This window comes from Chitinophaga sp. CF118 (genome assembly GCF_900112615.1).
Taxonomy (GTDB): Bacteria; Bacteroidota; Bacteroidia; order Chitinophagales; family Chitinophagaceae; genus Chitinophaga.
Window position 1 is genome coordinate 643,972 of record NZ_FOMK01000003.1, and the last position, 22,939, is coordinate 666,910.

The following is a 22,939-nucleotide window of genomic DNA, read 5'->3' on the forward strand; positions in this document are numbered from 1 at the left end:
TTCATTTAAGCAATTCTCAGGCTCTCCTTCATTTATTTTTGAGTTAGAGGAAACCTAATTCCAACTTCGCTTCTTCACTCATCATATCCTTATTCCACGGTGGATCAAAAGTCAGTGTTACATCCACATCAGAAACCGTTTCTATTTCTCTTACTTTTTCTTCTACTTCACGAACAATATCGCCTGCTACCGGACATGCTGGTGCAGTCAATGTCATGGTAATACCAATACGGTTATTATCACCTATTCTGATCTCATATACTAACCCAAGTTCGTAAATGTTTACCGGAATTTCCGGGTCATGTACTGTTCTCAGTGCTGCTTCTATCTGATCGCGTAATTCGCTCATAATTCTTTGCCGTTTTGTTGTGATTGAGATTTAGCCTGGTATGCAAAGGCATACATTTTCATTTGCTTCACCATACTTAACAACCCGTTGGATCGGGTGGGAGACAGGTGACTGGTAAGCCCTATGGCTTCAATAAAATATAGATCCGCTTCATTAATTTCCCTTGGAGTGTGATTGGAGAGTACACTCACCATCAGGCTTATCAGCCCTTTGGTAATCACTGCATCACTGTCTGCCGTAAAAACCAGTTTACCATCCGTCAGCTCTGTATGCAGCCATACCTGCGACTGGCAACCTTTTATGATGTTATCCGGTGTTTTATATTTTTCATCTATCAACGGCAATTCTTTTCCCAGCTGAATAATGTATTCATATTTATCCATCCAGTTCTCCATCAGGGAAAAATCCGATATCAGTTCGTCCTGTGTTTCTTTGATAGTCATGTTCCTGTTTTATCTTAACATAGCAGTGGTATTTTAAAAACCCACAGCCAGTTTTTTAATAGCAGTGTTTAACTTAACATGGCAGCCGCTTTTTTAATCCCTGCTACCAGTTTATCAATATCTTCCATTGTAGTATACATTGCAAACGATGCACGTACAGTTCCGGGAATGCCGCAGAAGTCCATCACAGGCTCTGCGCAGTGATGCCCCGTACGGATGGCGATGCCCTGTTTATCCAGCAATTCTCCAAGATCATACGGATGAATATTTCCTACAAGAAAAGAGATTGCTCCAGACTTTTTCTTTGCCTGTCCTATAAAACGTAAGCCTTCTATTTCCTGTAATTTTTGTGTAGCATATTCCATCAATTGCTCTTCCCACTGCTGAATATTTTCGAGACCCACCTGTTGTATATATTCTATCGCCGTTCCAAGAGCAATCGCACCACTAATATCAGGTGTGCCTGCTTCAAACTTGTACGGCAGTACGTTGTAAGTTGTTTTAGCAAAAGTAACTGTCTTGATCATATCTCCACCGCCCTGGTAAGGAGGCAGTTTATCCAGCCATTCTTCTTTGCCGTATAGTACACCAATTCCTGTAGGTCCGTATATTTTATGCCCGGAAAATACCAGGAAATCAACATCCAGTTCCTGTACATCTACCGGCATATGCTGTACTGCCTGTGCAGCATCCAGCAATACAGGGATATTGCGGGCATGTGCCTGGGCAATGATCTCATGTACGGGATTAACAGTGCCTAATGAATTGGAAACATATGTTACCGCAATCATCTTTACCCGGTCATTGAGCAGGGCAGAGAATTCATCCATCAGTAATTCACCGCGTTCATTCATAGGAATCACCTGCAGTTCAGCACCTCTGTCTTCACACATGATCTGCCAGGGAACGATATTAGAATGGTGTTCCATCGCCGATACCAATACGATATCTCCTGGTTTGATAACACTTTTTCCGTAGGAATATGCAATCAGATTAATACCATCAGTCGTTCCTTTTGTAAAGATGATCTCTTCCGGTTTGCGGGCGTTGAGGTAAGAGGCTATTGTTTTACGTGAATTTTCGTAAGCATCCGTTGCCTTCTGGCTCAGATGATGTACGCCACGATGTACGTTACTGTTATATTGTGTATAGTATTGCTCCAACGCATCGAGCACTACCTGTGGTTTTTGTGTAGTAGCTGCATTGTCAAGATACACCAGCGGAGTGCCGTATATCTTTTCCCGTAACAGCGGAAAATCTCTTCTTATCTTTTCTACATCTAATGCCGGAACAGTTATGTCGGGTACGTGTTGCATGATTAATATATTATTTCTCCGATACATTTGAGGTCATCCTGGTAAGAACCGGGATGACCTCACACAAAGATCGTAATTTCTTACCTAATTAATTATTGATAGCGCCGGATACATACTTGCGGATCTTTTCTGACAGGAAGTCCTGCAGGGCCGGAATATGTACCTGGTCTGTAATATCAAATGCGAAAGCATTTACCAGCAGTGTTTTGGCAGCTTCTTCGCCAATACCGCGGGAGCGCAGGTAGAACAATGATTCTTCACTGAAACGACCTACTGTAAAACCATGACTGCATTTCACATCATCCGCATATATTTCTAATTGCGGCTGGGAGTTGATGCTTGCTTTTTCGCTCATCAGCAGATTATTATTCTGCTGGAAAGCGTTGGTTTTCTGAGCATCCTGGTGTACATGGATCTTGCCGGTGAAAACACCATTGGAATTATCCAGTAACACGCCTTTGTATAGTTCATTACTGTTACAGTTAGGCACCAGGTGATCCACAAATGTGTGGTTATCTACATGTTGCTGATCTGTAGCCAGGTAAAGGCCATGCAGGTTGGTCTCTGTATTGCTGCCTGTGAGTGCCACACTCAGGTTATTGCGTGTAAGCTCTGCAGAAGGCAGGGTAAAGTTAAAGTGATGGTAACGGCTGTCTGCCTTCTGTACTGTAGAAGTATGGTAAATATGACGGCTGTTCTTTTCACTGATCTGCAGGTTGTAATGCCACAGTTCTGCATTTTCTTCCAGCACTATTTCGGTAACGCTGTTTACAAAAGCGATAGCTGTTTCATTCAGTCCTACAGACGATTCTATGATTTCCAGGGTAGCGCTTTTATGCAGTACCATCAGGTGGCGGGGCTGTATAAATGCATTACCGGTGGTGGTATATATATGTATGATGTGCAGTGGTTTGTCAAGGCTCGCATTTACGCCGGCCTCAATGAACAAACCGTCTGCAAACAGGGCCGCATTCAGTGCAGCAAAAGGTTGCTGTTGAAGGTGCGGATGTTTATCGAACCATAACTGCAGTTGTGTATTATTAGCTGCATCGCTGAGTTTGGAGATGGTCACTTTCCCTTCTGCCGGCAGTTTTGATAATGCCGGTTGCAGGCGGCCATTAACGAGTACAGCTGTGTAGCTGTCCAGTTGAGGAATATCGGTCAGTTTCAGTTGTTCTGCGCTGATGGTCCCTTCTTCCTGTGCCAGTGAAAATGAATCTTTCAGAAAGCGTTGTATGTTGGTATAGCGCCATTCTTCTGTTTTCACAGAAGGCAGGCCCAATGCCCTGAACCGGCTGAAAGCCAGTTTGCGTGCAGGAAGGATCGCGTTATCCGCGTCTTTCCTCAGCTCTGGCCCAGGCAGCCCGTTTGATATAAAGTCGAAAAATGATTTATCGCTAGTCATGTTCTTGTTAAGGTTATACGGATTCTTTCTGGTGTACTTCTTCCTTCAGCCAGTCGTAGCCTTTTTCTTCCAGCTCCAGTGCCAGTTCTTTGCTACCTGTTTTTACAATACGGCCATCATACAGTACATGTACAAAATCAGGCACGATATACTCCAGCAGGCGCTGGTAGTGCGTAATCACCATGAAAGCCTTATCAGCACTGCGCAGTTTGTTCACACCGTTTGCAACAATACGGAGGGCATCAATATCAAGACCAGAATCAGTTTCATCCAGTATAGCCAGTTTAGGATCCAGCATAGCCAGTTGGAACACTTCATTACGTTTTTTCTCACCGCCGGAAAATCCTTCGTTCAGAGAACGGTTCATCAGATTGGCATTGAACTCTACCAGTTGCTGTTTTTCCTTTGTCAGCCTCAGAAATTCTTTGGCTTCGATGGAAGGCAGGTTATGATAAGCTCTTATTTCATTTAAAGCCGTTTTGAGGAAATTCAGGTTAGATACACCTGGTATTTCTACAGGGTATTGGAACGCGAGGAAAATACCTTCACGGGCACGATCTTCCGGAGAAAGATCCAGGAGATTTTTACCGTCGAAGATGACTTCACCTTCAGTTACCGTATAGTTTTCACGACCAGCCAGAACAGAAGACAGTGAGCTTTTGCCGGAACCGTTTGGTCCCATGATTGCATGCATCTCACCTCTTTTGATTTCCAGGTTAATGCCTTTCAATATTTGTTTACCGTCTACTTCTGCGTGCAGATTTTTAATCGTCAGCATGATATTTGTTTCTCTGTTGTTTTCTTTTTATAAATGTTGTTGATATTACCCTACACTTCCTTCCAATGTAATAGAAAGCAGTTTCTGTGCTTCTACCGCAAACTCCATAGGGAGCTGGTTCAGCACTTCCTTTGCATAGCCGTTAACAATGAGGGCTACCGCTTTCTCTGTTTCTATACCACGTTGATTCAGGTAAAATATCTGGTCTTCCCCGATCTTGGAGGTAGTTGCTTCGTGTTCAACGGTAGCAGTACTGTTCCTTGATTCAATATAAGGGAAGGTATGCGCACCACAGCGGTCACCTATCAGCAGGGAATCGCATTGGGTGTAATTACGTGCATTTGCAGCTCGAGGTCCTACTTGTACCAGGCCACGGTAAGTATTATCACTATGCCCTGCAGAGATACCTTTGGAAATGATACGGCTGCGGGTATTTTTGCCCAGGTGATATATTTTGGTACCGGTGTCTGCAATCTGTTTGTTACGGGTAACCGCTACTGAGTAAAACTCTCCTTCAGAGTTGTCGCCCTGCAGAATCACACTCGGATATTTCCAGGTGATGGCAGATCCTGTTTCTACCTGTGTCCAGGATATTTTACTGCTGTTACCTTTACAGATTCCGCGTTTGGTTACAAAGTTGAAAATCCCGCCATTACCATCTTTATCTCCGGGATACCAGTTCTGAACAGTAGAATATTTAATCTCTGCATGATCCAGTGCTACGAGTTCCACTACTGCAGCGTGCAGCTGGTTTTCATCGCGTTTTGGAGCAGTACAGCCTTCCAGGTAGCTTACATAAGCACTCTCATCGGCAATGATAAGGGTACGTTCAAACTGGCCGGTATTTTCTGCGTTGATACGGAAATAGGTGCTCAGTTCCATAGGACTGCGTACACCTTTGGGAATATACACGAAAGAGCCATCAGAGAACACAGCTGCATTCAGTGCGGCGAAGATATTATCAGAATGAGGTACCACGGTGCCCAGGTATTTCTTTACCAGTTCAGGGTGGTGTTTAACAGCTTCTCCGAAAGAACAGAAGATAATGCCCAGTTCTTCCAGTTTGGCGCGATAGGTAGTTGCAACGGAAACGCTGTCAAATACAACGTCTACGGCCACACCTGCCAGTACTTTCTGCTCTTTCAGCGAGATACCCAGTTTCTCGAAAGTAGCCAGCAACTCAGGATCTACTTCATCCAGGCTGTTCAGCTTTTTCTTTTCTTTGGGAGCTGCGTAGTAAGACAGTTTCTGTAAGTCCAGTTCCGGCATTTTGAAATGCTGCCATTCAGGAAACTTCATTTTTTTAAAAGCCTGGAAGCCTTTCAGTCGCCATTCAAGCAACCATTCAGGTTCCTGCTTTTTAGCAGAGATAAAGCGGATGGTGTCCTCATTGAGGCCAACAGGAGCTATATCCATCTCAATGTCGGTAGTAAAGCCAAACTCGTATTCCTTGTTGGCTATATCATCTATTATTTCGTTGCTATTTCTCATTTTCCGAATTAGTTAATTAAAGCAGTTCGCGGAATGACAGTGTTATACCGCAAAACTTTCTCCGCAGCTACAGGTACGGGTAGCATTGGGATTATTAAAGTAAAGGCCCTTCCCGTTCAGTCCATCGGAGTAATCAAGCTCTGTACCGTACAGGTATAACAGGCTTTTCATTTGTACCACAACTTTCACACCCTTATCCTCAAATGTCTGATCTCCATCCTGATGATCACTACTTTCAAATTTCATCACATATTCCAGTCCGGAGCAACCACCGCCTTTAACGCCTACGCGTACAAAGGTATCTGCTGCGTGGTTTTCTTTCGCCATCAGCGCCTTGATATATTCGCTTGCTTTTTCTGATACTGTTATCATAATTGCTTCCTTTTATATTCAGATTTCACCTTTATTATTTAATGTTGAGCGCTTCTTACCATTCTCGCATCTCCCAGCAGGGAAATAACCATATCAAACTTATGCCTGTAGGATACTGCAAAGTCTTTGGTTACACTATCATAAAGGTGTTCCTTCATGATAGGTACAGAAAAAGGTAGTACCCATGCTCTTAGCGCTTTGGCCACAGAATCCATGGCATTTATACCCTGCATGGCCTGTGAACCGTCTCCCCAACACACCAAAGCTACAACCTTTCCCGTTAAATAAGGATGACTGAGCTTGCTGGTCATTTCCAGCCAATCCAGGGTGTTCTTCATTACCCCCGTCATACTACCGTGGTAGAGTGGGGTAAGCCAAACATGTACATCGGCTTTTAAAAATGCGTCGCACATTTCCTGTACAGCTTTGGGAATTTCTCCCTGAGGATATTCAAAGAACGGGATGTGGCCGCCTGCGGGACTAAACACTTCCGTATTAAAACCTTTATGCCGGAATTGTTCTTCAAAATAACCAGTCAGTTTGTTAGCAGTGGTATAGGGACTGCTGTCCATTGTACCGTTGAAGATCAAGACATTCATTCGTCCGTTGTATTTTATATTAATTCCTTGAGTCACTGCGGCCCGATCCAAGTCGCAACAAATTTTTTTTACTTGTACAAAATTACGACATTTGATAATAAAACAAGTAATAACTTGGAAAATTATAGACCCATCACGAAAGCAACAGCAGACAGGTTCCTGCAGTTACTCAAGACGAAGGGGCCTCAATCGGCAGCCATGCTGGCAGCCGCATTGCAAATAACAGGAGAAGGCGCCCGTCTGCAGCTGCTGAAGCTGGCTGAAGAAGGGCTTGTAATGTCTGCTACCACTACAAAAGGAGTTGGCAGGCCCGTACAAATCTGGAATCTGACAGCAAAGGGCCATGCCCATTTCCCTGATACACATGCAGAATTCTCTCTGCAACTCATAGAAACTATCCGTCAGGAATTAGGCGAAGCTGCTCTTGAAAAAGTAGTAGCTGCCCGTGAACGCCTGCAGCAGGAAAAATATACCCTTGCCCTGCAAGGGATTACTGACCTTTCCGAGAAACTTGAACAGTTCGCTGCTATGCGCTCTTCCGAAGGTTATCTGGCCGAATGGCGGGCTGAGGAAGACAGTTTTATCTTCGTAGAAAACCACTGTCCCATCTGTAATGCCGCTACCCAATGCGCAAATATCTGTAAATCAGAGCTTAATACTTTTTCACACATCCTCGGAGAAGGAGTGGAAGTAACCCGTACCAGCCATATTATTGATGGCGACCGCCGGTGCGTGTATAAAATTTCCGTTACAAAGGAAATTGTTCAACTATAACTCATATTCAATTAATATCCAATACAAAGAGGATAGAGAGCCGTTAGAGATTCGTTCATCCTTCGTTCATCCTACGTTAAAAGACGTAGGATGAACGAAGGATGAACGAATCTCTAACCTGTATGAATAGATTCTTTTTCCTCTTTTCTCTGAATCTTCAGACTTACTCAATTAATAAATCCTCTTCCCCAAAATACTCAAACTCCTTTCAACTCCATCCAACACGGCAATATCTGGCAAATGTGCCCATTCTTTAAACCCCAGCTTCTCAAATAGCTTTATACTTGGTATATTATGGGAGAAAATGAACCCCAGCAGGGTATGCACTTCAAGACTCTCACATTGGGTCATAGCATATTCAAGAATAGCTTTTCCTTGCCCTTTACCCCGTTGATTTTCATGTAGATAGATGCTTATTTCTGCAGTTCCATTGTAAGCCGGCCGGCCGTAAAAAGACTGGAAACTTACCCAGCCCACACATATTCCATTTTCTTCTACCATCCAAAGCGGCCTTTTTTCAGGAGAATGTTCATTAAACCATTTTATCCGGCTATCTACTGTAACCGGTTCAGTATCAGCAGTTACCATTCTTCCTGCAATAGTGGTATTATAGATGTCTACTATTTCCTTTAGATCTTCTTTTGTTGCGTTTCTGAAAAGCATGAGTTAATAATAAAATGTCTAAAAATGTATTTCGTTTTTATAATCTCCCTGTAGCATACTATAAATGTAAACATCTATAAATCTTCCCTTCTCGAAGAATGATTGTCGATGTAGCCCTTCACGTTGAAAACCAAGCCTGTCGAGTAATTTATAAGAGAGGGTATTCACCGGGTCCACAATAGCCTCTATCCGGTTCAGCTGCATTTGTTCAAATCCATATTTCAGCAGGCGATGTATGGAATGGGTCATGATCCCTTTTCCCCACCAGTCTGGAAGCAGATCATAACCAATCTCCGCTTTGTAATTTGTTTTACTGATATGATGATACCCGCAGGTGCCTATCAGTTCATCACTTGCTTTAAGGCAGATTGCCCAGCGTATACCTTCTCCGCTCTCCAGCTTATCCCTGAAAAAGGTAACCATCTGAGCGGCCTCTGAAACGTTCGTAAACCTTTCTACGTCCATAAATTTCATTACAGGCTCGCAGGAAAAGAGAGCAAACAGGGCGGCTATATCCTTTTCGATAATAGGCCGCAGAACCAGATTCTGAGTTGTAAGTGTGGGCACTTCCATAATTGATTATTGGCTGACGACATCCGGGTCTTTTTTAGTTTCCAGCTTTTTCTTTTTAAAGGTAACATCTCCAAGCAAGAGCGCCCAGGGTTGCATATATTCAATGTGTTCAAAAACAATTTTCAGGATGGCTATGATAGGGATAGCCAGGAACATGCCCGGTACTCCCCATATCAGGTTACCGGCTACCACTCCAAGAATGGTTACCAGTGCATTGATCTTCACTTTAGAACCCACAATCCGCGGCAGCAGAATATTACTGTCAAGGAAATGGACTACCAGTAACCCGATTCCTACCTGGAAGGTTGTACCTACAGAGCTGTTGGTGAGGGTGAGAATCATACATAAGATGGTGGCAATATAGATACCCAGGTAGGGGATGATGTTAAAAATGGCCGCCACAATACCAAGCAAGGTAGCATATTTGATGCCCAGGATCCAGAAAATGGTGCAGTTCACAATGGCTACCACGATCATTTCTATCATTAATCCGGTTACATAACCTTTAATAATATAGCGTGTCTGAATAATCACATCCTGAACTTTTTCCCGGTGTTTATCCAGGAATACACGAATCAGGAAGGTTACCAGCAGCCGCCGGTACAGCAGCAAAAAGAAACTGTATAGCAATACAAAAACGACGAAGATGAGTAGGGAGGAAACGGAGAACAGGGTAGTGCTCAGAAAGGTAGTTGCAGAACCCAGCGTTCCCATAGCCAGCTGTTCCAGGTAGTCCATCTGTTTTGTGGAATTGATATGGAAATGTGCATTGATCCATACCTGTAGGGAGTTCAATGATTTCAGGAGTTGTTCCTGAAGTTGCGGAAAGTCGGCCACAAAAGAGCCCATTTGTGAAATCAGCAGCATTAATACGCCGGACAGAACTATCACAAAAAGGAGAATTACTGTTAGTGCCGCTGCTCCCCGTGAAAACCGCCACTTTTCAAGCTGGTTAGCAATGGGGAGCAGCATAATAGACACCAGAAGGGCAAAGATGAGAGGTACGATCAGTTCGTGCCCCAGTCTTGCGATGTATATAATAAGTAAGATGGATAAAAGGGTAAATGTTAACCGTGCGTTAAAGGGTAACTTTACTTCATTCATGGACAGTATATTTTACCCAAATATAAGCCAGGATTTATATCAGTTGCTTCAAATATGGAATATAGATGGCGCAGGCATTGGGTGCCAGCAGTGAAATGAAGAAATGGTTACCGCTCATTTTGAACACACCTTCCCTCACATAACGGTTAATGAACTCATACATGGGAATACCTGCTGTGGCAAAGTCCATAGGTAATGGCAGGCGTAAATAGTGGCCGCCGGGCATCCGTTTGGCCATCAGTCCTTCAGCTCCTACAGTATGCAGCAGCTGGGCAGTAACATCTTTACTGGGTACCAGTATACCGGCATACATACTCATTTTCTCATATTCTGTAACGGGAACTGCATCCAGTGTACTGGTGATCACTTTTGCCTGTGGAAGTTCGAGCCCGGATAATATTTTCCGCATGCGTTGTTCCTCCTTGTTCATTTTAATGATCATTTGAACTACGGGGTCCTGTTTGTGTGAAAGCAGGGTGTAGAACAACATACATTCAGGCAGTACCTCCGGTTCCGTCCGTTCAAAGCTGAAATAGGGGGTAATGAGATTACCTTTTTTGTCGAACGACCGTATAATTGCATCTACCAGTTCCAGCGTTCTTTTCTCTTTGGGGAGTTCGTCTATTTTACGAAAGCTGCGGGGACTTTTGTCGAAGTACTGGGTAAATGCTTTGGTAAAAGCAGCTACAGTTGCATAGCCGGATCGCTCTCCGATTTCACTGATGTTGTAACCGCTATGCCTGAGCATTCCTGCAGCCAGTTCCAGCCTATGACGTTTTACGTACTGCCAGTAGGGTTCGTCCATTACTGCGGTAAAACTGTGGTAGAAATAAGAATAGGAAATGCCAAGCCATTCAGATACGTCTTTCATTTCAAAGGACTCAGATACATGATCATCTGCATAACATAGTGCTTTCGCGGCAAGGTGTTCAATAGACTCTTGGGTTGGAGGTCTGTTTTTCATTCGCAGGTTATTTTTAAGAGGATAGAATCAGTAGGGTACTTCTTTTGTTCAATTATAAATTGGATAAGAAGTAACTAAAAATAAGGCTTTATAGGGAGATAATAAAAAAAAACGTTCCAACAATTGATGTGAAACGCAGTTTGATTATTTCTTTAATATGATGGAATCTTTATTATTGAACAGTCTTCAGATTATGGCTGCATTAATATAGCGTGATTCTTTGTAAAGAGAAAGGAAAAGTATTATTTTGTGCGCGCTCTAAAACGTATCTGATCTTATGGTGCAATTTTTGTCAGTTTTAGACGTTATAATTCAATCGTTCTAATATCCCCTTTTACCTTCCTGAAAGTATGTACATCAATCATGTACAGATTCACTATTATTTAATCTAGCCCTTATGTTGGTGCCAAATCTATGTGCATTGAGGAACCGTTTAACTTTAAGCGTATTTAAGAAAATAGTAATCCTGTTATTGATCTGTGCTCCGTTAGCAGGCTACAGTCAGCAGTATTGGCAGTTAGGTGGATTTTTGGGGATAAGTAATTATAGTGGAGACCTTGCTGAAAAACGTGTAGACTTCGGGTATACCCGGTATGCACTGGGTATTTTTGCCAAACGTGATTTTAACCGTTATTTCAGTCTGCGTGCAGGACTTAACTATGGACGGATTGCCGGTGCTGATAGTACCAACAAGGACCCCTCATTGGTAGACCGTAACCTGAGCTTCCGTTCTCCTATTTTTGAATTAAACCTGATAGGGGAATTTAATTTCCTGGATATTGATGAGAGAGGATTCACTCCTTATGTTTTTGGTGGAGCAGCAGTTTTCAGTTTTTACCCTACTACCAGGGATGCTAACGGGAATGTGGTTAAACTACGTGCTCTTACAACAGAAGGGCAGGGACTGGCACAGTATCCCACCAGGCAGAAGTACAATCTTCGTTCATTGTCTATTCCATTCGGTGCAGGTGTGAAAGTATTAATAAAAGAAAACTGGATACTTGGTTTTGAAGTAGGACTCCGGAGAACATTTTCAGACTACCTGGATGACGTGAGTCTTGGTTATGCCGATAGAAACACATTATTGCTGGGCAGGGGACAGAGAGCAGTAGATTTTGCTTATCGTGGTCCGGGAACTTACCCGCCTGAAGGTTTTGCAAGAGGATCTGATAAGTATGATGACTGGTATATTTTTTCCGGATTAACACTTAGTTATCGTTTTGGAGGGGGAGGAAAAGGCCCCTGGGGACACTGGAAAAAACAGAAATTCTCCGATTGTCCACGTATGTAATACTATAATATTCACTATTCTATATGATCCTGATCTCCCGGTACATACCGGGAGATTTTTTTTGGCATACTTCTTGGCTTTTACTATACAACAGCATAAAACAAGGATAGCCTTTAGCAGCCTGGTTTTAACTGTTGCAAACAGATCCGGATTACGCCAACGTATTATTTAAATTATTTGGATCATGAAAAAGATAATATTTCTCAGTATACTTTTCTTAAGTGTCATAATGCAATCAAATGCACAGTTGCCACTTCCTCCTCATCCACCGTTACCTCCTCATCCTCCGGTTGCGCCTCCGCATCCGCCATTACCACCGGTGCCTCCCGGACTTCCGAGACCACCGTTGCCACCAGTACCGCCTCATCCGGAAGTGAGAAGGCCCGTACCGCATCATTACAAACATCACAGGCCGAAACGCCATCATCATTATAAAAAGAGGTATAGCTTAATGCAGGTAAATACAGTGAATTATCCCGGCACAATAGCTTACCACATTTAATAATCTAATTCTTCAAAATTTTAATAACAACATTTCTCTTAACAACTAAAACATACAGTTATGAAACGGCTAGTATTAATTATGATGCTGATTGGCGGAGCTATACTCAGTACCCAGGCACAGGGAAGAAGAGATTACGACGGATATGGGAGAGGAAGGGGACATGGCTACGGCCACGGTGGACCCCGTTACGAAAGGGAATATCGCGGGGACGATTGCAGACGTGGTCCTAGAGGTGGATATTATTATGAAGGTCCGAGATATGGATACTACAGAGAATGCGCTCCGGTTCCGGTTGTATACGCAGCTCCCTGTCCGCCACCTCCACCAGTTAGGGTAGTTTACCCACGTGGCCCCAGAGTGGTAATTGCTACAGGCCCTATAGTAGTAGGCTTCTAATTAATTGTTTTTTTCGGTTACAAATTACGAATGACGAATTACGATTGTGTGTATCTTCGCACCTGATTGTAATTCGTCATTCGTTTTTTAGTAACCGGGCTATGGCATATAAACATCTGAAACACTTTATAGACACACTCGAAAAGGCAGGAGAACTGGTAAGGATCAAAACCTATGTAGATCCAAAACTGGAAATAGCTGAAATTACTGACCGTGTGAGCAAGTCGCCCAATGGTGGCAAAGCATTACTCTTTGAAAATACCGGCTACGATTTCCCGGTACTCATTAACTCTATGGGCAGCTACAAAAGGATGTGTCTTGCCCTGGGCGTGCAGGAACTGGACGATGTGGCCCGTGAAATTGAGAACCTCTTTAAACTGCTGTCGAAACCTAAAGAAGGAATCCTCGACAAACTTTCTATGCTACCCAAGCTGGGACAATTTGCTTCCTGGATGCCAAAGGTTGTAAGCGGAAAAGGCAGCTGTCAGGAAGTAATCATGACAGATCCTGATCTTTCAAAACTCCCCGTATTAACATGCTGGCCTAAAGACGGTGGCCCTTTTATTACCTTACCCGTTATCCATACAAAAGATCCGCATACAGGTACCCGCAATGTGGGTATGTATCGTATGCAGGTGTTTGGCAAAGAACTTACCGGTATGCACTGGCATAAGCACAAGGTATCTGCCAAACACTTCATGGAATATAAAAAGCTAAATAAACGTATGCCTGTGGCGGTTATACTGGGAGGCGATCCTGTATACACCTATTCAGCTACCGCTCCCTTACCGGAGAATGTGGATGAATATATGCTGGCTGGCTTTTTACGTAAGCAGAAAGTAGAACTGGTAAAATGTATTTCCCAGCCGGAACTGGAAGTTCCGGCAGATGCCGATTTCGTTATAGAAGGTTATGTGGAACCCGGCGAAGAACTGATATGGGAAGGTCCATTTGGTGATCATACCGGTTATTATTCCCTGGCAGACTGGTACCCTCGATTCCATGTCACAGCTATCACTCACCGTAAAGATGCCGTTTATCCGTCTACTATAGTTGGTATTCCTCCTCAGGAAGATGCATGGATTGGGAAGGCTACGGAAAGGATTTTCCTGGCACCCATTAAAATGACATTAGTCCCCGAGATCATGGATATGGAAATGCCGGTAGAAGGGGTATTCCATAACCTGGTGATTGCCCAGATAAAAAAAGACTATGCCGGCCAGGCACAGAAAGTGATGAATGCCATGTGGGGCGCCGGACAAATGATGTTCAACAAGATTCTGGCAGTAGCAGATGAAGGAACCAATATTCATGATTATAAGCAGCTGGCGCAATATATGTTCCGTAATCTGAACCCGGCTACGGATATCTATTTCAGCCAGGGACCAATGGACGTGCTGGATCATTCCTGCTCAAAAATGGGCTTTGGTGGTAAGATGTGTATTGATGGTACCCGCAAATATGAAGAGGAAATAGATGGAGAGTTGCTGGTAGCAGAAACGAATATCAATACTACAGCCATTATGCAGCGCTTCGGTGAGATAAAAGGAATTAATGATACCTTATTGAAAGATAGTATTCCCTGTATCCTGATAGCGGTAGAAAAAACACGCCCTTTCCATATTAAAGAACTGAACGAGCAGTTGTATAGCCTACCGGAAATGGCTGGTATCAAAATGGTACTATATGTAGAACATACAGTAGATGTAAGCGATCTGGCTTCAGCATTATGGCGCTTCTGTAATAATCTTGATCCCCGCCGCGATAACTTCGTAGTACGGCCTCCGTTACCTGGTAATCCGGGTAAAAAGACTGCCGGCATTGGGCTCGACGGTACACAGAAAACCCGTTTATTGGATAACTTTGAGCGCGACTGGCCAAATATCATTGTTGCAGATGATGAAACCATCCGTAAAGTGGATGAAAAATGGCAGGAGCTCCACATCGGACCTTTTATCGCTTCTCCTTCTCATAAATATAAACATCAAATGTATGGTGAGGAAGCTATTGTACAGCAGTAGCCTGCTGATTATATTCTGTCTGAACGCTGCAACCGCACAGGTAACCAATGCCGATTTCCATTATCTGGACCGTATGGAAGGAAACTGGGCCATGCATACAAAACGCAGTACTTTCAGAGAAATCTGGACACGGATCAATGCCGATAGCTGGCAGGGTATCAGCTGGCGTATTGTAGGAAATGATAGCGTTAAACAGGATGAAATGAAAGTGTTACGCACATCCGAAGGCATCTTTTATACAATAGCAGCTGTTACGGACCCGCAGAACGGGCAGCCTATCCGGTTCAAACTACGTGTATTGAAAACTATTGGATTTGTTGCTGAGAATACGGGAAGTAATTATCCGCAAAAGATTACCTATAGATGGAAAGATGATAAACATATGGATGCTCACTTTGAAGGGAAACAGGAGAAAACATTCAGTGAAATTATCTTACAGTATGTAAAAGAGTAGATTTTTATTTGATATTTTTATAGCGAAAGGCTCCTGATGGAGCCTTTTGTCGTTATAATCAACTATCCTTTCCGGTTGATAATAAATTTCTCTTTGCGTAAATCAAGTTCCCGAATCCATAAATAAGTATCGCAAAGCGATACTAGCTTTGCGATACATTTTGCATTTAAGAAAATAGTCTGCAATTGTACTTCAATTTGAGTTGGTCGTACAATTCACGATAACGCCGCTCCTGATCCCAGGAAGCGGCCTTTTTATTATTTATGTATTTCAGAAGTGAAATGGAATTCTATTTCCGGATTGTTGGTACGTTCTGTATTCAGGTACCATTCGGACTGTGCCAGGTAAACCAGGTGTCCATCCTTATCATAAACTATATTCGCCTGTTTAAAGCGGATAAAGTCTTCAATCTTCTGTTTGTTACCCGTTATCCAGCAGGCCTTATAAAAAGGAAGGGTATTGAACTGACAGGAAGCGCCGTACTCCTGTAACAGGCGGTACTGAATTACTTCAAACTGCAAATCTCCCACACAACCAATAATCTTACGGTTACCACCATGCTGGGTAAACAACTGGGCAACTCCTTCATCTGTTAATTGTAAAAGACCTTTCTCCAACTGCTTGGTTTTCATAGGGTCTTTGTTGATTACCTCTTTAAACAGTTCAGGAGAGAAGCTTGGTACACCGGTGAAGTAAAAGTCTTCTCCTTCGGTAAGTGTATCGCCTATTTTAAAGTTACCCGTATCGAACAAACCTACCACATCTCCGGGATAAGCATCATCCACTATATTCTTTTCACGGGCCAGGAAGCTATAAGGATTGCTGAAGCGAACCTCTTTATCAAGACGAACATGATGGAAGAACTTATTCCTTTCAAAACGGCCGGAGCATACACGAAGGAAAGCAATACGGTCACGGTGACGGGGATCCAGGTTCGCATGGATCTTAAAAATAAATCCGCTGAACTTTTCTTCCTGCACATCTACCGGACGGGTGCTGGCCTCACGACTGCGGGGAATAGGGGCAATTTCCACGAAGGTATCCAGGAGATCCTTAACCCCGAAGTTATTTACCGCACTACCGAAAAATACGGGAGCCATTTTACCGTGCAGGTAATCTGTATTATCAAAGGTATCGTATACGCCTTCAATCAGTTCCACATCGCTGCGCAGCTGGGCAGCATCCTGAGGATTGAAATGTTCATCTATATAAGAGCTGCTCAGATCTGTGAGCGGCACTATATCATCATCTGTAGCCTTTTTATTAGGGGCAAAGGATACAAAGCTTTTATTATAAAGGTTGTAAACGCCTTTAAAGTCTTTCCCCATGTTAATGGGCCAGCTAAGCGGGCGAACCTTGATATTCAGTTTTTCTTCCAGCTCGTCCAGGAGGTCGAAGGGATTTTTACCATCCCGGTCCAGCTTATTTACAAATATAATTACCGGAGTATCGCGCATACGGCATACATCCATCAGTTTACCGGTTTGTTCTTCCACCCCTTTCACACAGTCTATTACCAGTACCACACTGTCTACCGCAGTGAGGGTACGGTAGGTATCTTCCGCAAAGTCCTTGTGACCAGGGGTATCCAGCAGGTTTACCAGCATATCCCTGTATTCGAAGGTCATTACGGAAGTAGCCACGGATATACCACGCTGCCGCTCTATTTCCATAAAGTCGGAGGTAGTATGTTTCTTGATCTTATTGGATTTTACCGCACCGGCTGTCTGGATAGCACCGCCAAACAGGAGGAATTTCTCTGTTAGGGTGGTTTTACCGGCATCCGGGTGGGCTATAATAGCAAATGTCTTCCGTTTGTTGATTTCGCTTGCGTACTTCATATGAGTTTGTACCAAAAATGTTTGCAAAGGTACTTAGAAAGAATGAATAAGGATAGGTGAATGAGAAGAATGATGAATTTCCCAATTAATTATTAAATTACATGTATCTATGATAGCTACTATTAAAATATTATGGAGCAGCCTCAAAATGGCCTTGCAGGAGTTGCGGGTGAACAAACTTCGCACTTTCTTATCCCTCCTCGGTATTACCATCGGTATTTTCTGCATTATTATTGTGCTGACAGTTACGAACAGCCTGGAAAGCAATGTCCGTAACGATCTTGCAGCCCTGGGAGATGACGTGATCTTTATCCAGAAATGGCCCTGGGAAGGTGGCCCGGATGCCCCGTGGTGGAAATATATGAACAGGCCATTGCCTGAATTCAGGGAATTGAAATACATACAGGAGAAGGTACATACTTCCAGTGCGGCTGCATTTGCATTCTCTGCCAATGATAAGCGGGTGGAATACAAGAGCGATTATTTGGATGGGGTTGATTTTATGGCAGTTTCACAGGATTACGATAAGGTACAGCAGGTTTCTATAATCGGCGGTCACTTTTTTGTAGGAAAGGAAAACGATGGTTCTTCGAATGTTGCCATTCTTGGAGCTAACCTGTGGGAGGGACTATTTGGTTCCGCAGAAGCTGCATTGGGAAAAACGATCCGCATTTCCGGACGGCCAACCAAAGTAGTAGGTGTGCTAAAAAAGAAGGGTTCCAGTATGCTTGACATTGTCAACTACGATAATGTAATTATAGTACCATATAAATATGGACGGACCATTGTGGATGAGCGCCGGTTTGCAGATCCATTTCTCCTGGTGAAGGCCGCCCCCACAGTGCCGGTGGAAGAAATGAAAGATGAACTGAGGGGTACAATGCGGGCTATACGCCGGCTGAGACCTACAGTGCAGGACGATTTTTCGCTTAATGAGATCACAAGCGCCAGTGGTAATCTCAATACCATCTTTGGTAATATTAACATTGGAGGCTTCTTCATTGCTATTTTCGCACTCATAGTAGGAGGTTTTGGGATCGCCAATATTATGTTTGTAACCGTAAAAGAGCGGACTAATATCATCGGCCTTAAAAAAGCTATTGGCGCCAGGCGCAATGTTATTCTGCTGGAATTCCTGCTGGAATCGGTATTACTCTGTGTAATAGGAGGAGGCATTGGAATTTTCACGGTATACCTGATCACGCTGGCAGTGAATAGTGTATCCACCTTTACATTAACTCTTACACTTGCTAATATTATCCTTGGGATGTCGATTTCTGCTATTGTAGGAATACTTGCAGGTTTCATCCCGGCATTTTCGGCTTCCAAATTAGACCCGGTGGTAGCTATCAGGAGTAACTAATTTCCTACCTTTGCGGTCATGTCTGTAAAAATACTGGCCATAGAGTCTTCTTGTGATGATACTGGTGCATCTGTACTGGTAGATGGGAAAATATTATCCAATTGTATTGCCAATCAAACTGTACATGAGCAGTATGGAGGGGTAGTACCGGAGCTGGCATCGCGTGCGCACCAGGAAAATATAGTACCGGTGGTAGATCAGGCCCTGAAAATAGCCGGAGTCAGTAAGGACGAACTGAGTGCAATTGCATTCACCCAGGCGCCCGGGTTAATGGGTTCTTTGCTGGTAGGCAGTTCTTTTGCCAAATCGCTGGCAATGGCATTGAATATTCCGCTGATAGCCGTGCATCATATGCAGGCACATGTATTGGCCAACTTCATAGCCGAATCTCATCCTTCATTTCCTTTTCTTTGTCTCACCGTATCCGGCGGGCACACCCAGATTGTGCGTTGTGATAGTCCCCTACAAATGAAAGTGATCGGTGAAACGCTGGACGACGCAGCAGGTGAGGCTTTTGATAAAAGTGCCAAATTACTCGGCCTCCCTTATCCCGGCGGACCGCTCATCGATAAATACGCCGCACAGGGAGATCCCAAAAGATTCAAATTCCCTGAGCCTCAGATCCAGGGATTGAACTTCAGTTTTAGCGGACTTAAAACATCTATCCTTTATTTTATCCAGGAGCATCAGCAGAAAGATCCTCAGTTTATACAGGATAATCTGGCAGATATCTGCGCCTCTATCCAGCAACGGATCATCAGTATTCTGATGAACAAACTGGTAAAAGCATCGCAGGAAACCGGTATAAAGGAAATTGGAATTGCAGGAGGAGTGAGTGCAAATTCCGGTTTGCGTAAAGCACTGGAGCAGCAGGGAGCGAAATACGGATGGCATACTTATATTCCCCGCTTTGAATATTGTACTGATAATGCAGCCATGATTGCCATTACTGCCTGGTATAAATATCAGGCAGGAGATTTTGTAGGGCTGGATGTTATTCCCGGAGCAAGAGCCGCATTCTGATTTTATGGCAAATCATTACTTCCGTTTCAAACAATTTACCGTTTACCAGGATGCCTGTGCCATGAAAGTGTGTACAGATGCCTGCATACAAGGAGCGTACACTGCCCGTTACCTGCTGGAAAATACATTACCTTCTGAAAAGATTATGGACATAGGTGCCGGTACCGGATTACTGGGACTGATGCTGGCGCAGCAGCTAACTTCTTCAAATTTTACCGCTGTGGAGTTAGACAGTGCAGCCGCCATACAAGCGTCCGGCAATATCGCCGCTGCTCCCTGGGCAAACCGGATGCAGTTGGTAGCAACGGATGTCCGGGAATTACCGGCAACAGCATTGTATGATTTCATTATTACGAATCCTCCATTTTATGAAGCAGATCTGAAAAGCAATGATCATTTACGTAACCAGGCAATGCATGCCACTACATTAAATTATGCAGCCCTGTTAAAAGTAATAGCTGATCATCTTCAACCTGAAGGTGCTTTTTCCATTCTGCTACCCTGGCGTCCTTTTGCAGATTTTACCGCTTTAGCTGCTGATTCCGGCTTTTATGCCCGGCAGGTATTGCAGGTACGGCAAAGTGTGCAGCACGAATATTTCCGTTCTGTAGGCATTTTTAGCAGGAGAGAGGGCGTAACGGATATGCAGGAAATGGCAATCCGTGAAGCAGGGAACGTTTATTCGTCTGCGTTTACTGACTTATTGAAACCTTATTACCTGTATTTATAGATTATCTAATCAACATAATCCTGCAGATAAGAGAACCGTTCTGTTAATTGCCCCTGTTGCGCGATAGTCGCATTATGCAGCGTATTACTTTCTTCTTTCAGCAATTCATCAAATACATATTTCATCAGTTGATCACCGAAGTATTGAGAAGCATCGCGGGGTAATTCATTAGGGAGATTACTCACGCACATCATATCGACGGTATCCTGAAGGTAAGGAGCGGTTTTTTCTCGTGAATGACGATCTACTCCATACACAGGATCTTCGATAGTGGAATCGCCCAGGTTACTGGGAACGGAGCCGTTGGTATCGTCTGTAATATCTGCTATAACGCGGATGCGGAAGTTATCTTTAGCCAGGTCGTTCCAGGTGAACAGAGGAGAGATGCGTTCATCCCAGTAAATGCCGTTCATAAGTATATCTGTAGCAGTTACAAATGGGAGAAAGCGGCAGTCGTACTTATCGGGGTGGAGGTGGAAGTCTTCCCGGCTGTATGTTTTATCTGTTTTCCGGAGGTATAATTCACCTGCTTTTAGTTGTGTGTATACCGGGTAAGCGTAGCTGTTAATGAGAAATTCTTCAGGGGGAATATATTTGATGCCCAGTAGTCCCATAACTTCCAGCGTACCCGCAGCCACTCGTCCGGAGCCGGTGATTGCAATTTTCAGCGGAGGTAATTTGGTTCCGAAATAATGATTAATCAGTTCTTTAAAATCGTGACATTCATGTACAGGTATAAGAGAGAAGGTTCCTGTCTTTTTTCCGTAGGTGAGAATGCCGTTATGAGCGCCCACTACACCAGCAAAGAAACCGAAGCCGAGAATCCGTTGACCATCTTCATGCACCAGGCATTCGTAGTCTATCAGTTTAATTTTTTGTTGTAAAACTGTTTGAAGGAGCAGGCGGTTCTGCGGTTGTTTTTTCCTGGTGTGGGAAAAGAAAAGATATGTTTTCCCCGGTAATAGTTTTTCTGGCGGCACTTCTTTGATGCCTAGTAATATATCGCAGTGGGAGAGGTCTTCGGATAAATGAACGCCCGCTTTCGCGTATTCATCATTTTTATAGCAGCGCCATTCAGAAGGTTGTACTGTAATACTTACCTGTAGATAGTTGCGTGTAATCCATTGGCATTGCATTGGTGTGAATGCAACTCTGTTATCGTGGGGCTGTTTTTCTTCCCGTATAAGGCCGATTTGTAACATTATAATCTGAGGTTTGTGATGTTTTGGCGTTCTAAGCTAAGCAATTATTATCAGTTTTCAGTTAGGAGGGGGAAGAGTGGGGTAGGGTTATTGTTAATTATCCGAATAAAGAAGGAGCGTATCAAAAGTATGATACGCCCCTTATATAAATTTTATAATAGTTGATACAGTGCCTCTTTAGAGAACCCTTTCAACTCTGAAGTACGACCATCTTTGATTTTTTTTGTCCATTCCGCATCTGCCAGTATCGGGCGGCCCACAGCTACCAGGTCAAAATCACCGCGGTCATATCTGCGCAACAATTCTTCCAGAGAGCTTGGCTCGGAGCTTTCTCCTTTAAATGCACCCATGAAGTCACCGGATAACCCTATCGAGCCTACGGTGATAGTTGCTTTACCTGTCAGTTTCTTTGCCCATCCTGCAAAGTTGAGGTCAGAGCCTTCAAATTCAGGTTCCCAGAAGCGGCGCTGGGAGCAATGGAAAATATCTATACCTGCATCAGCAAGGAGATTGAGCCATTTACCCATTTCTTCAGGATTCTTCGCCATTTTATGGTTATAATCAAAGCCTTTCCACTGAGATAAGCGGATGATCAGAGCAAAGTCTTCGCCCACTTGTTTGCGTACTTCTTTGATTACTTCCGTTGCAAAAAGGCTACGTTCAGCCACAGTTTTACCACCGTAACGGTCGGTGCGTTTATTCGTTTCCTCACCAAAGAACTGGTCTATCAGGTAGTTATGAGCACCGTGGAGTTCAACGGTATCGAAGCCCAGGCGTTTAGCATCTGCAGCAGCTTTACCGTATGCCGATATAGCATCCGCAATATCTTCGTCTGTCATAGTTTTCCCATTGGAAACTCCTGGTTTCAGCACCCCGGATGGTCCTTCAAAAGGAACTGGAGGTAACCAGCCGGAATGGTGGTTTCCCATTATTCCCTGGTGCCAGATTTGAGGCCCCATGCTACCACCGGCCTGATGAACGTCATCAATCACTTTTTTCCAGCCTTTTAGCGCTTCATTATGGAAATGCGGGATATTTGGATCATTGGAAGATGACGGTCTGTCTATTACAGTTCCTTCTGATAATATTAAGCCCACTTCACCCGCAGCTCTGCGCTGGTAATAAGCAGCCACATCATCCCCAGGTATACCATTGGGGGAGAAGGACCTTGTCATAGGAGCCATTACAATCCTGTTTTTGATATGCAGGGATTTCAGATTGAAAGGAGTAAATAAAATATTTGAATCCATTGTTTTTAGTTTCTGTAGGGCAAAGATATCGG

24 protein-coding genes are annotated in these 22,939 nt (G+C 43.7%); 8 read left to right on the forward strand and 16 right to left on the reverse strand.

The features are described from left to right. Positions 1-43: 43 nt before the first annotated feature. From BM176_RS14895 to BM176_RS14930, 8 genes are all read right to left on the reverse strand, one after another. Complete coding sequence (locus BM176_RS14895) at positions 44-349, reverse strand: DUF59 domain-containing protein (protein WP_090104313.1); 306 nt, start codon at positions 347-349, stop codon at positions 44-46. Continuing rightward, positions 346-792 carry a SufE family protein gene (locus BM176_RS14900; RefSeq protein WP_090104315.1) on the reverse strand — a complete coding sequence of 149 codons (447 nt, stop codon included), beginning with the start codon at positions 790-792 and terminating at the stop codon, positions 346-348. Before BM176_RS14900 ends, BM176_RS14895 begins: the two co-directional genes overlap by 4 nt. A gap of 68 nt (positions 793-860) precedes the next feature. Beyond that, positions 861-2,108 (reverse strand): aminotransferase class V-fold PLP-dependent enzyme, encoded by a 1,248-nt coding sequence (locus BM176_RS14905; protein ID WP_090104317.1) that lies wholly within the window; start codon positions 2,106-2,108, stop codon positions 861-863. 88 nt (positions 2,109-2,196) lie between these two features. Continuing rightward, a complete protein-coding gene (sufD, locus tag BM176_RS14910) occupies positions 2,197-3,513 on the reverse strand; it encodes a Fe-S cluster assembly protein SufD (RefSeq protein WP_090104318.1) in 1,317 nt (438 codons plus the stop codon). A 13-nt stretch (positions 3,514-3,526) separates the two neighbouring features. After that, a complete protein-coding gene (sufC, locus tag BM176_RS14915) occupies positions 3,527-4,291 on the reverse strand; it encodes a Fe-S cluster assembly ATPase SufC (RefSeq protein WP_090104320.1) in 765 nt (254 codons plus the stop codon). A 45-nt stretch (positions 4,292-4,336) separates the two neighbouring features. Then, positions 4,337-5,782 (reverse strand): Fe-S cluster assembly protein SufB, encoded by a 1,446-nt coding sequence (gene sufB / locus BM176_RS14920; protein ID WP_090104322.1) that lies wholly within the window; start codon positions 5,780-5,782, stop codon positions 4,337-4,339. A 42-nt stretch (positions 5,783-5,824) separates the two neighbouring features. Next, positions 5,825-6,154: a HesB/IscA family protein gene (locus BM176_RS14925; protein ID WP_090104324.1), complete on the reverse strand. Its 330-nt coding sequence runs from the start codon at positions 6,152-6,154 to the stop codon at positions 5,825-5,827. 38 nt (positions 6,155-6,192) lie between these two features. Then, entirely contained in the window at positions 6,193-6,753 is a 561-nt protein-coding gene (locus BM176_RS14930) for an NADPH-dependent FMN reductase (RefSeq protein ID WP_090104326.1), read from the reverse strand. Positions 6,754-6,867: 114 nt separating this feature from the next. Here BM176_RS14930 and BM176_RS14935 point away from each other — a divergent pair, with 114 nt between their 5' ends. After that, positions 6,868-7,527: a helix-turn-helix transcriptional regulator gene (locus BM176_RS14935; RefSeq protein ID WP_090104941.1), complete on the forward strand. Its 660-nt coding sequence runs from the start codon at positions 6,868-6,870 to the stop codon at positions 7,525-7,527. 171 nt (positions 7,528-7,698) lie between these two features. Here BM176_RS14935 and BM176_RS14940 read toward each other — a convergent pair whose 3' ends face one another. The 4 genes from BM176_RS14940 to BM176_RS14955 are packed head-to-tail and all read right to left on the reverse strand — an operon-like array spanning position 7,699 to position 10,831. Then, on the reverse strand, positions 7,699-8,190 hold the full coding sequence (locus tag BM176_RS14940) for a GNAT family N-acetyltransferase (RefSeq protein WP_090104328.1): 492 nt from the start codon (positions 8,188-8,190) through the stop codon (positions 7,699-7,701). An 18-nt stretch (positions 8,191-8,208) separates the two neighbouring features. After that, positions 8,209-8,763, reverse strand: a complete 555-nt coding sequence (locus BM176_RS14945; RefSeq protein WP_090104330.1) for a GNAT family N-acetyltransferase — start codon at positions 8,761-8,763, stop codon at positions 8,209-8,211. A 6-nt stretch (positions 8,764-8,769) separates the two neighbouring features. Next, complete coding sequence (locus BM176_RS14950) at positions 8,770-9,867, reverse strand: AI-2E family transporter (RefSeq protein WP_090104332.1); 1,098 nt, start codon at positions 9,865-9,867, stop codon at positions 8,770-8,772. Between the two features lie 34 nt (positions 9,868-9,901). Continuing rightward, positions 9,902-10,831, reverse strand: coding sequence for a helix-turn-helix domain-containing protein (locus BM176_RS14955; protein WP_090104333.1), 930 nt, complete (start codon positions 10,829-10,831; stop codon positions 9,902-9,904). Positions 10,832-11,252: 421 nt separating this feature from the next. Between BM176_RS14955 and BM176_RS14960 the strand changes: the two genes are divergently transcribed. After that, positions 11,253-12,122 (forward strand): type IX secretion system protein PorG, encoded by an 870-nt coding sequence (locus BM176_RS14960; protein WP_177230411.1) that lies wholly within the window; start codon positions 11,253-11,255, stop codon positions 12,120-12,122. 224 nt (positions 12,123-12,346) lie between these two features. On the opposite strand, the gene BM176_RS33065 is transcribed toward BM176_RS14960, so the two are convergent. Further along, the gene (locus BM176_RS33065; RefSeq protein ID WP_090104336.1) at positions 12,347-12,607 is read right to left on the reverse strand and encodes a hypothetical protein; all 261 of its coding nucleotides are present in this window, start codon (positions 12,605-12,607) and stop codon (positions 12,347-12,349) included. 77 nt (positions 12,608-12,684) lie between these two features. Here BM176_RS33065 and BM176_RS14970 point away from each other — a divergent pair, with 77 nt between their 5' ends. From BM176_RS14970 to BM176_RS14980, 3 genes are all read left to right on the forward strand, one after another. Beyond that, on the forward strand, positions 12,685-13,023 hold the full coding sequence (locus tag BM176_RS14970; protein WP_143097813.1) for a hypothetical protein: 339 nt from the start codon (positions 12,685-12,687) through the stop codon (positions 13,021-13,023). 101 nt (positions 13,024-13,124) lie between these two features. Beyond that, positions 13,125-15,044 (forward strand): menaquinone biosynthesis decarboxylase, encoded by a 1,920-nt coding sequence (locus BM176_RS14975; RefSeq protein ID WP_090104340.1) that lies wholly within the window; start codon positions 13,125-13,127, stop codon positions 15,042-15,044. After that, the gene (locus BM176_RS14980; RefSeq protein WP_143097814.1) at positions 15,016-15,498 is read left to right on the forward strand and encodes a DUF6265 family protein; all 483 of its coding nucleotides are present in this window, start codon (positions 15,016-15,018) and stop codon (positions 15,496-15,498) included. The genes BM176_RS14975 and BM176_RS14980 overlap by 29 nt, the downstream gene beginning before the upstream one ends. A 257-nt stretch (positions 15,499-15,755) precedes the next feature. Here BM176_RS14980 and BM176_RS14985 read toward each other — a convergent pair whose 3' ends face one another. Continuing rightward, entirely contained in the window at positions 15,756-17,339 is a 1,584-nt protein-coding gene (locus tag BM176_RS14985; RefSeq protein ID WP_090104344.1) for a peptide chain release factor 3, read from the reverse strand. 109 nt (positions 17,340-17,448) lie between these two features. Between BM176_RS14985 and BM176_RS14990 the strand changes: the two genes are divergently transcribed. Genes BM176_RS14990 through BM176_RS15000 form a run of 3 tightly spaced genes read left to right on the forward strand, consistent with a single transcriptional unit; the run spans position 17,449 to position 20,455 of the window. Further along, on the forward strand, positions 17,449-18,702 hold the full coding sequence (locus BM176_RS14990) for an ABC transporter permease (protein ID WP_090104346.1): 1,254 nt from the start codon (positions 17,449-17,451) through the stop codon (positions 18,700-18,702). Positions 18,703-18,720: 18 nt separating this feature from the next. Further along, positions 18,721-19,725, forward strand: coding sequence for a tRNA (adenosine(37)-N6)-threonylcarbamoyltransferase complex transferase subunit TsaD (tsaD, locus tag BM176_RS14995; RefSeq protein ID WP_090104348.1), 1,005 nt, complete (start codon positions 18,721-18,723; stop codon positions 19,723-19,725). A 4-nt stretch (positions 19,726-19,729) separates the two neighbouring features. Further along, entirely contained in the window at positions 19,730-20,455 is a 726-nt protein-coding gene (locus BM176_RS15000; protein ID WP_177230412.1) for a tRNA1(Val) (adenine(37)-N6)-methyltransferase, read from the forward strand. A 5-nt stretch (positions 20,456-20,460) separates the two neighbouring features. On the opposite strand, the gene BM176_RS15005 is transcribed toward BM176_RS15000, so the two are convergent. Continuing rightward, complete coding sequence (locus tag BM176_RS15005; RefSeq protein WP_090104352.1) at positions 20,461-21,657, reverse strand: NAD(P)-dependent oxidoreductase; 1,197 nt, start codon at positions 21,655-21,657, stop codon at positions 20,461-20,463. Between the two features lie 152 nt (positions 21,658-21,809). Then, on the reverse strand, positions 21,810-22,907 hold the full coding sequence (locus BM176_RS15010) for an NADH:flavin oxidoreductase (protein ID WP_090104354.1): 1,098 nt from the start codon (positions 22,905-22,907) through the stop codon (positions 21,810-21,812). Positions 22,908-22,939 lie beyond the last annotated feature (32 nt).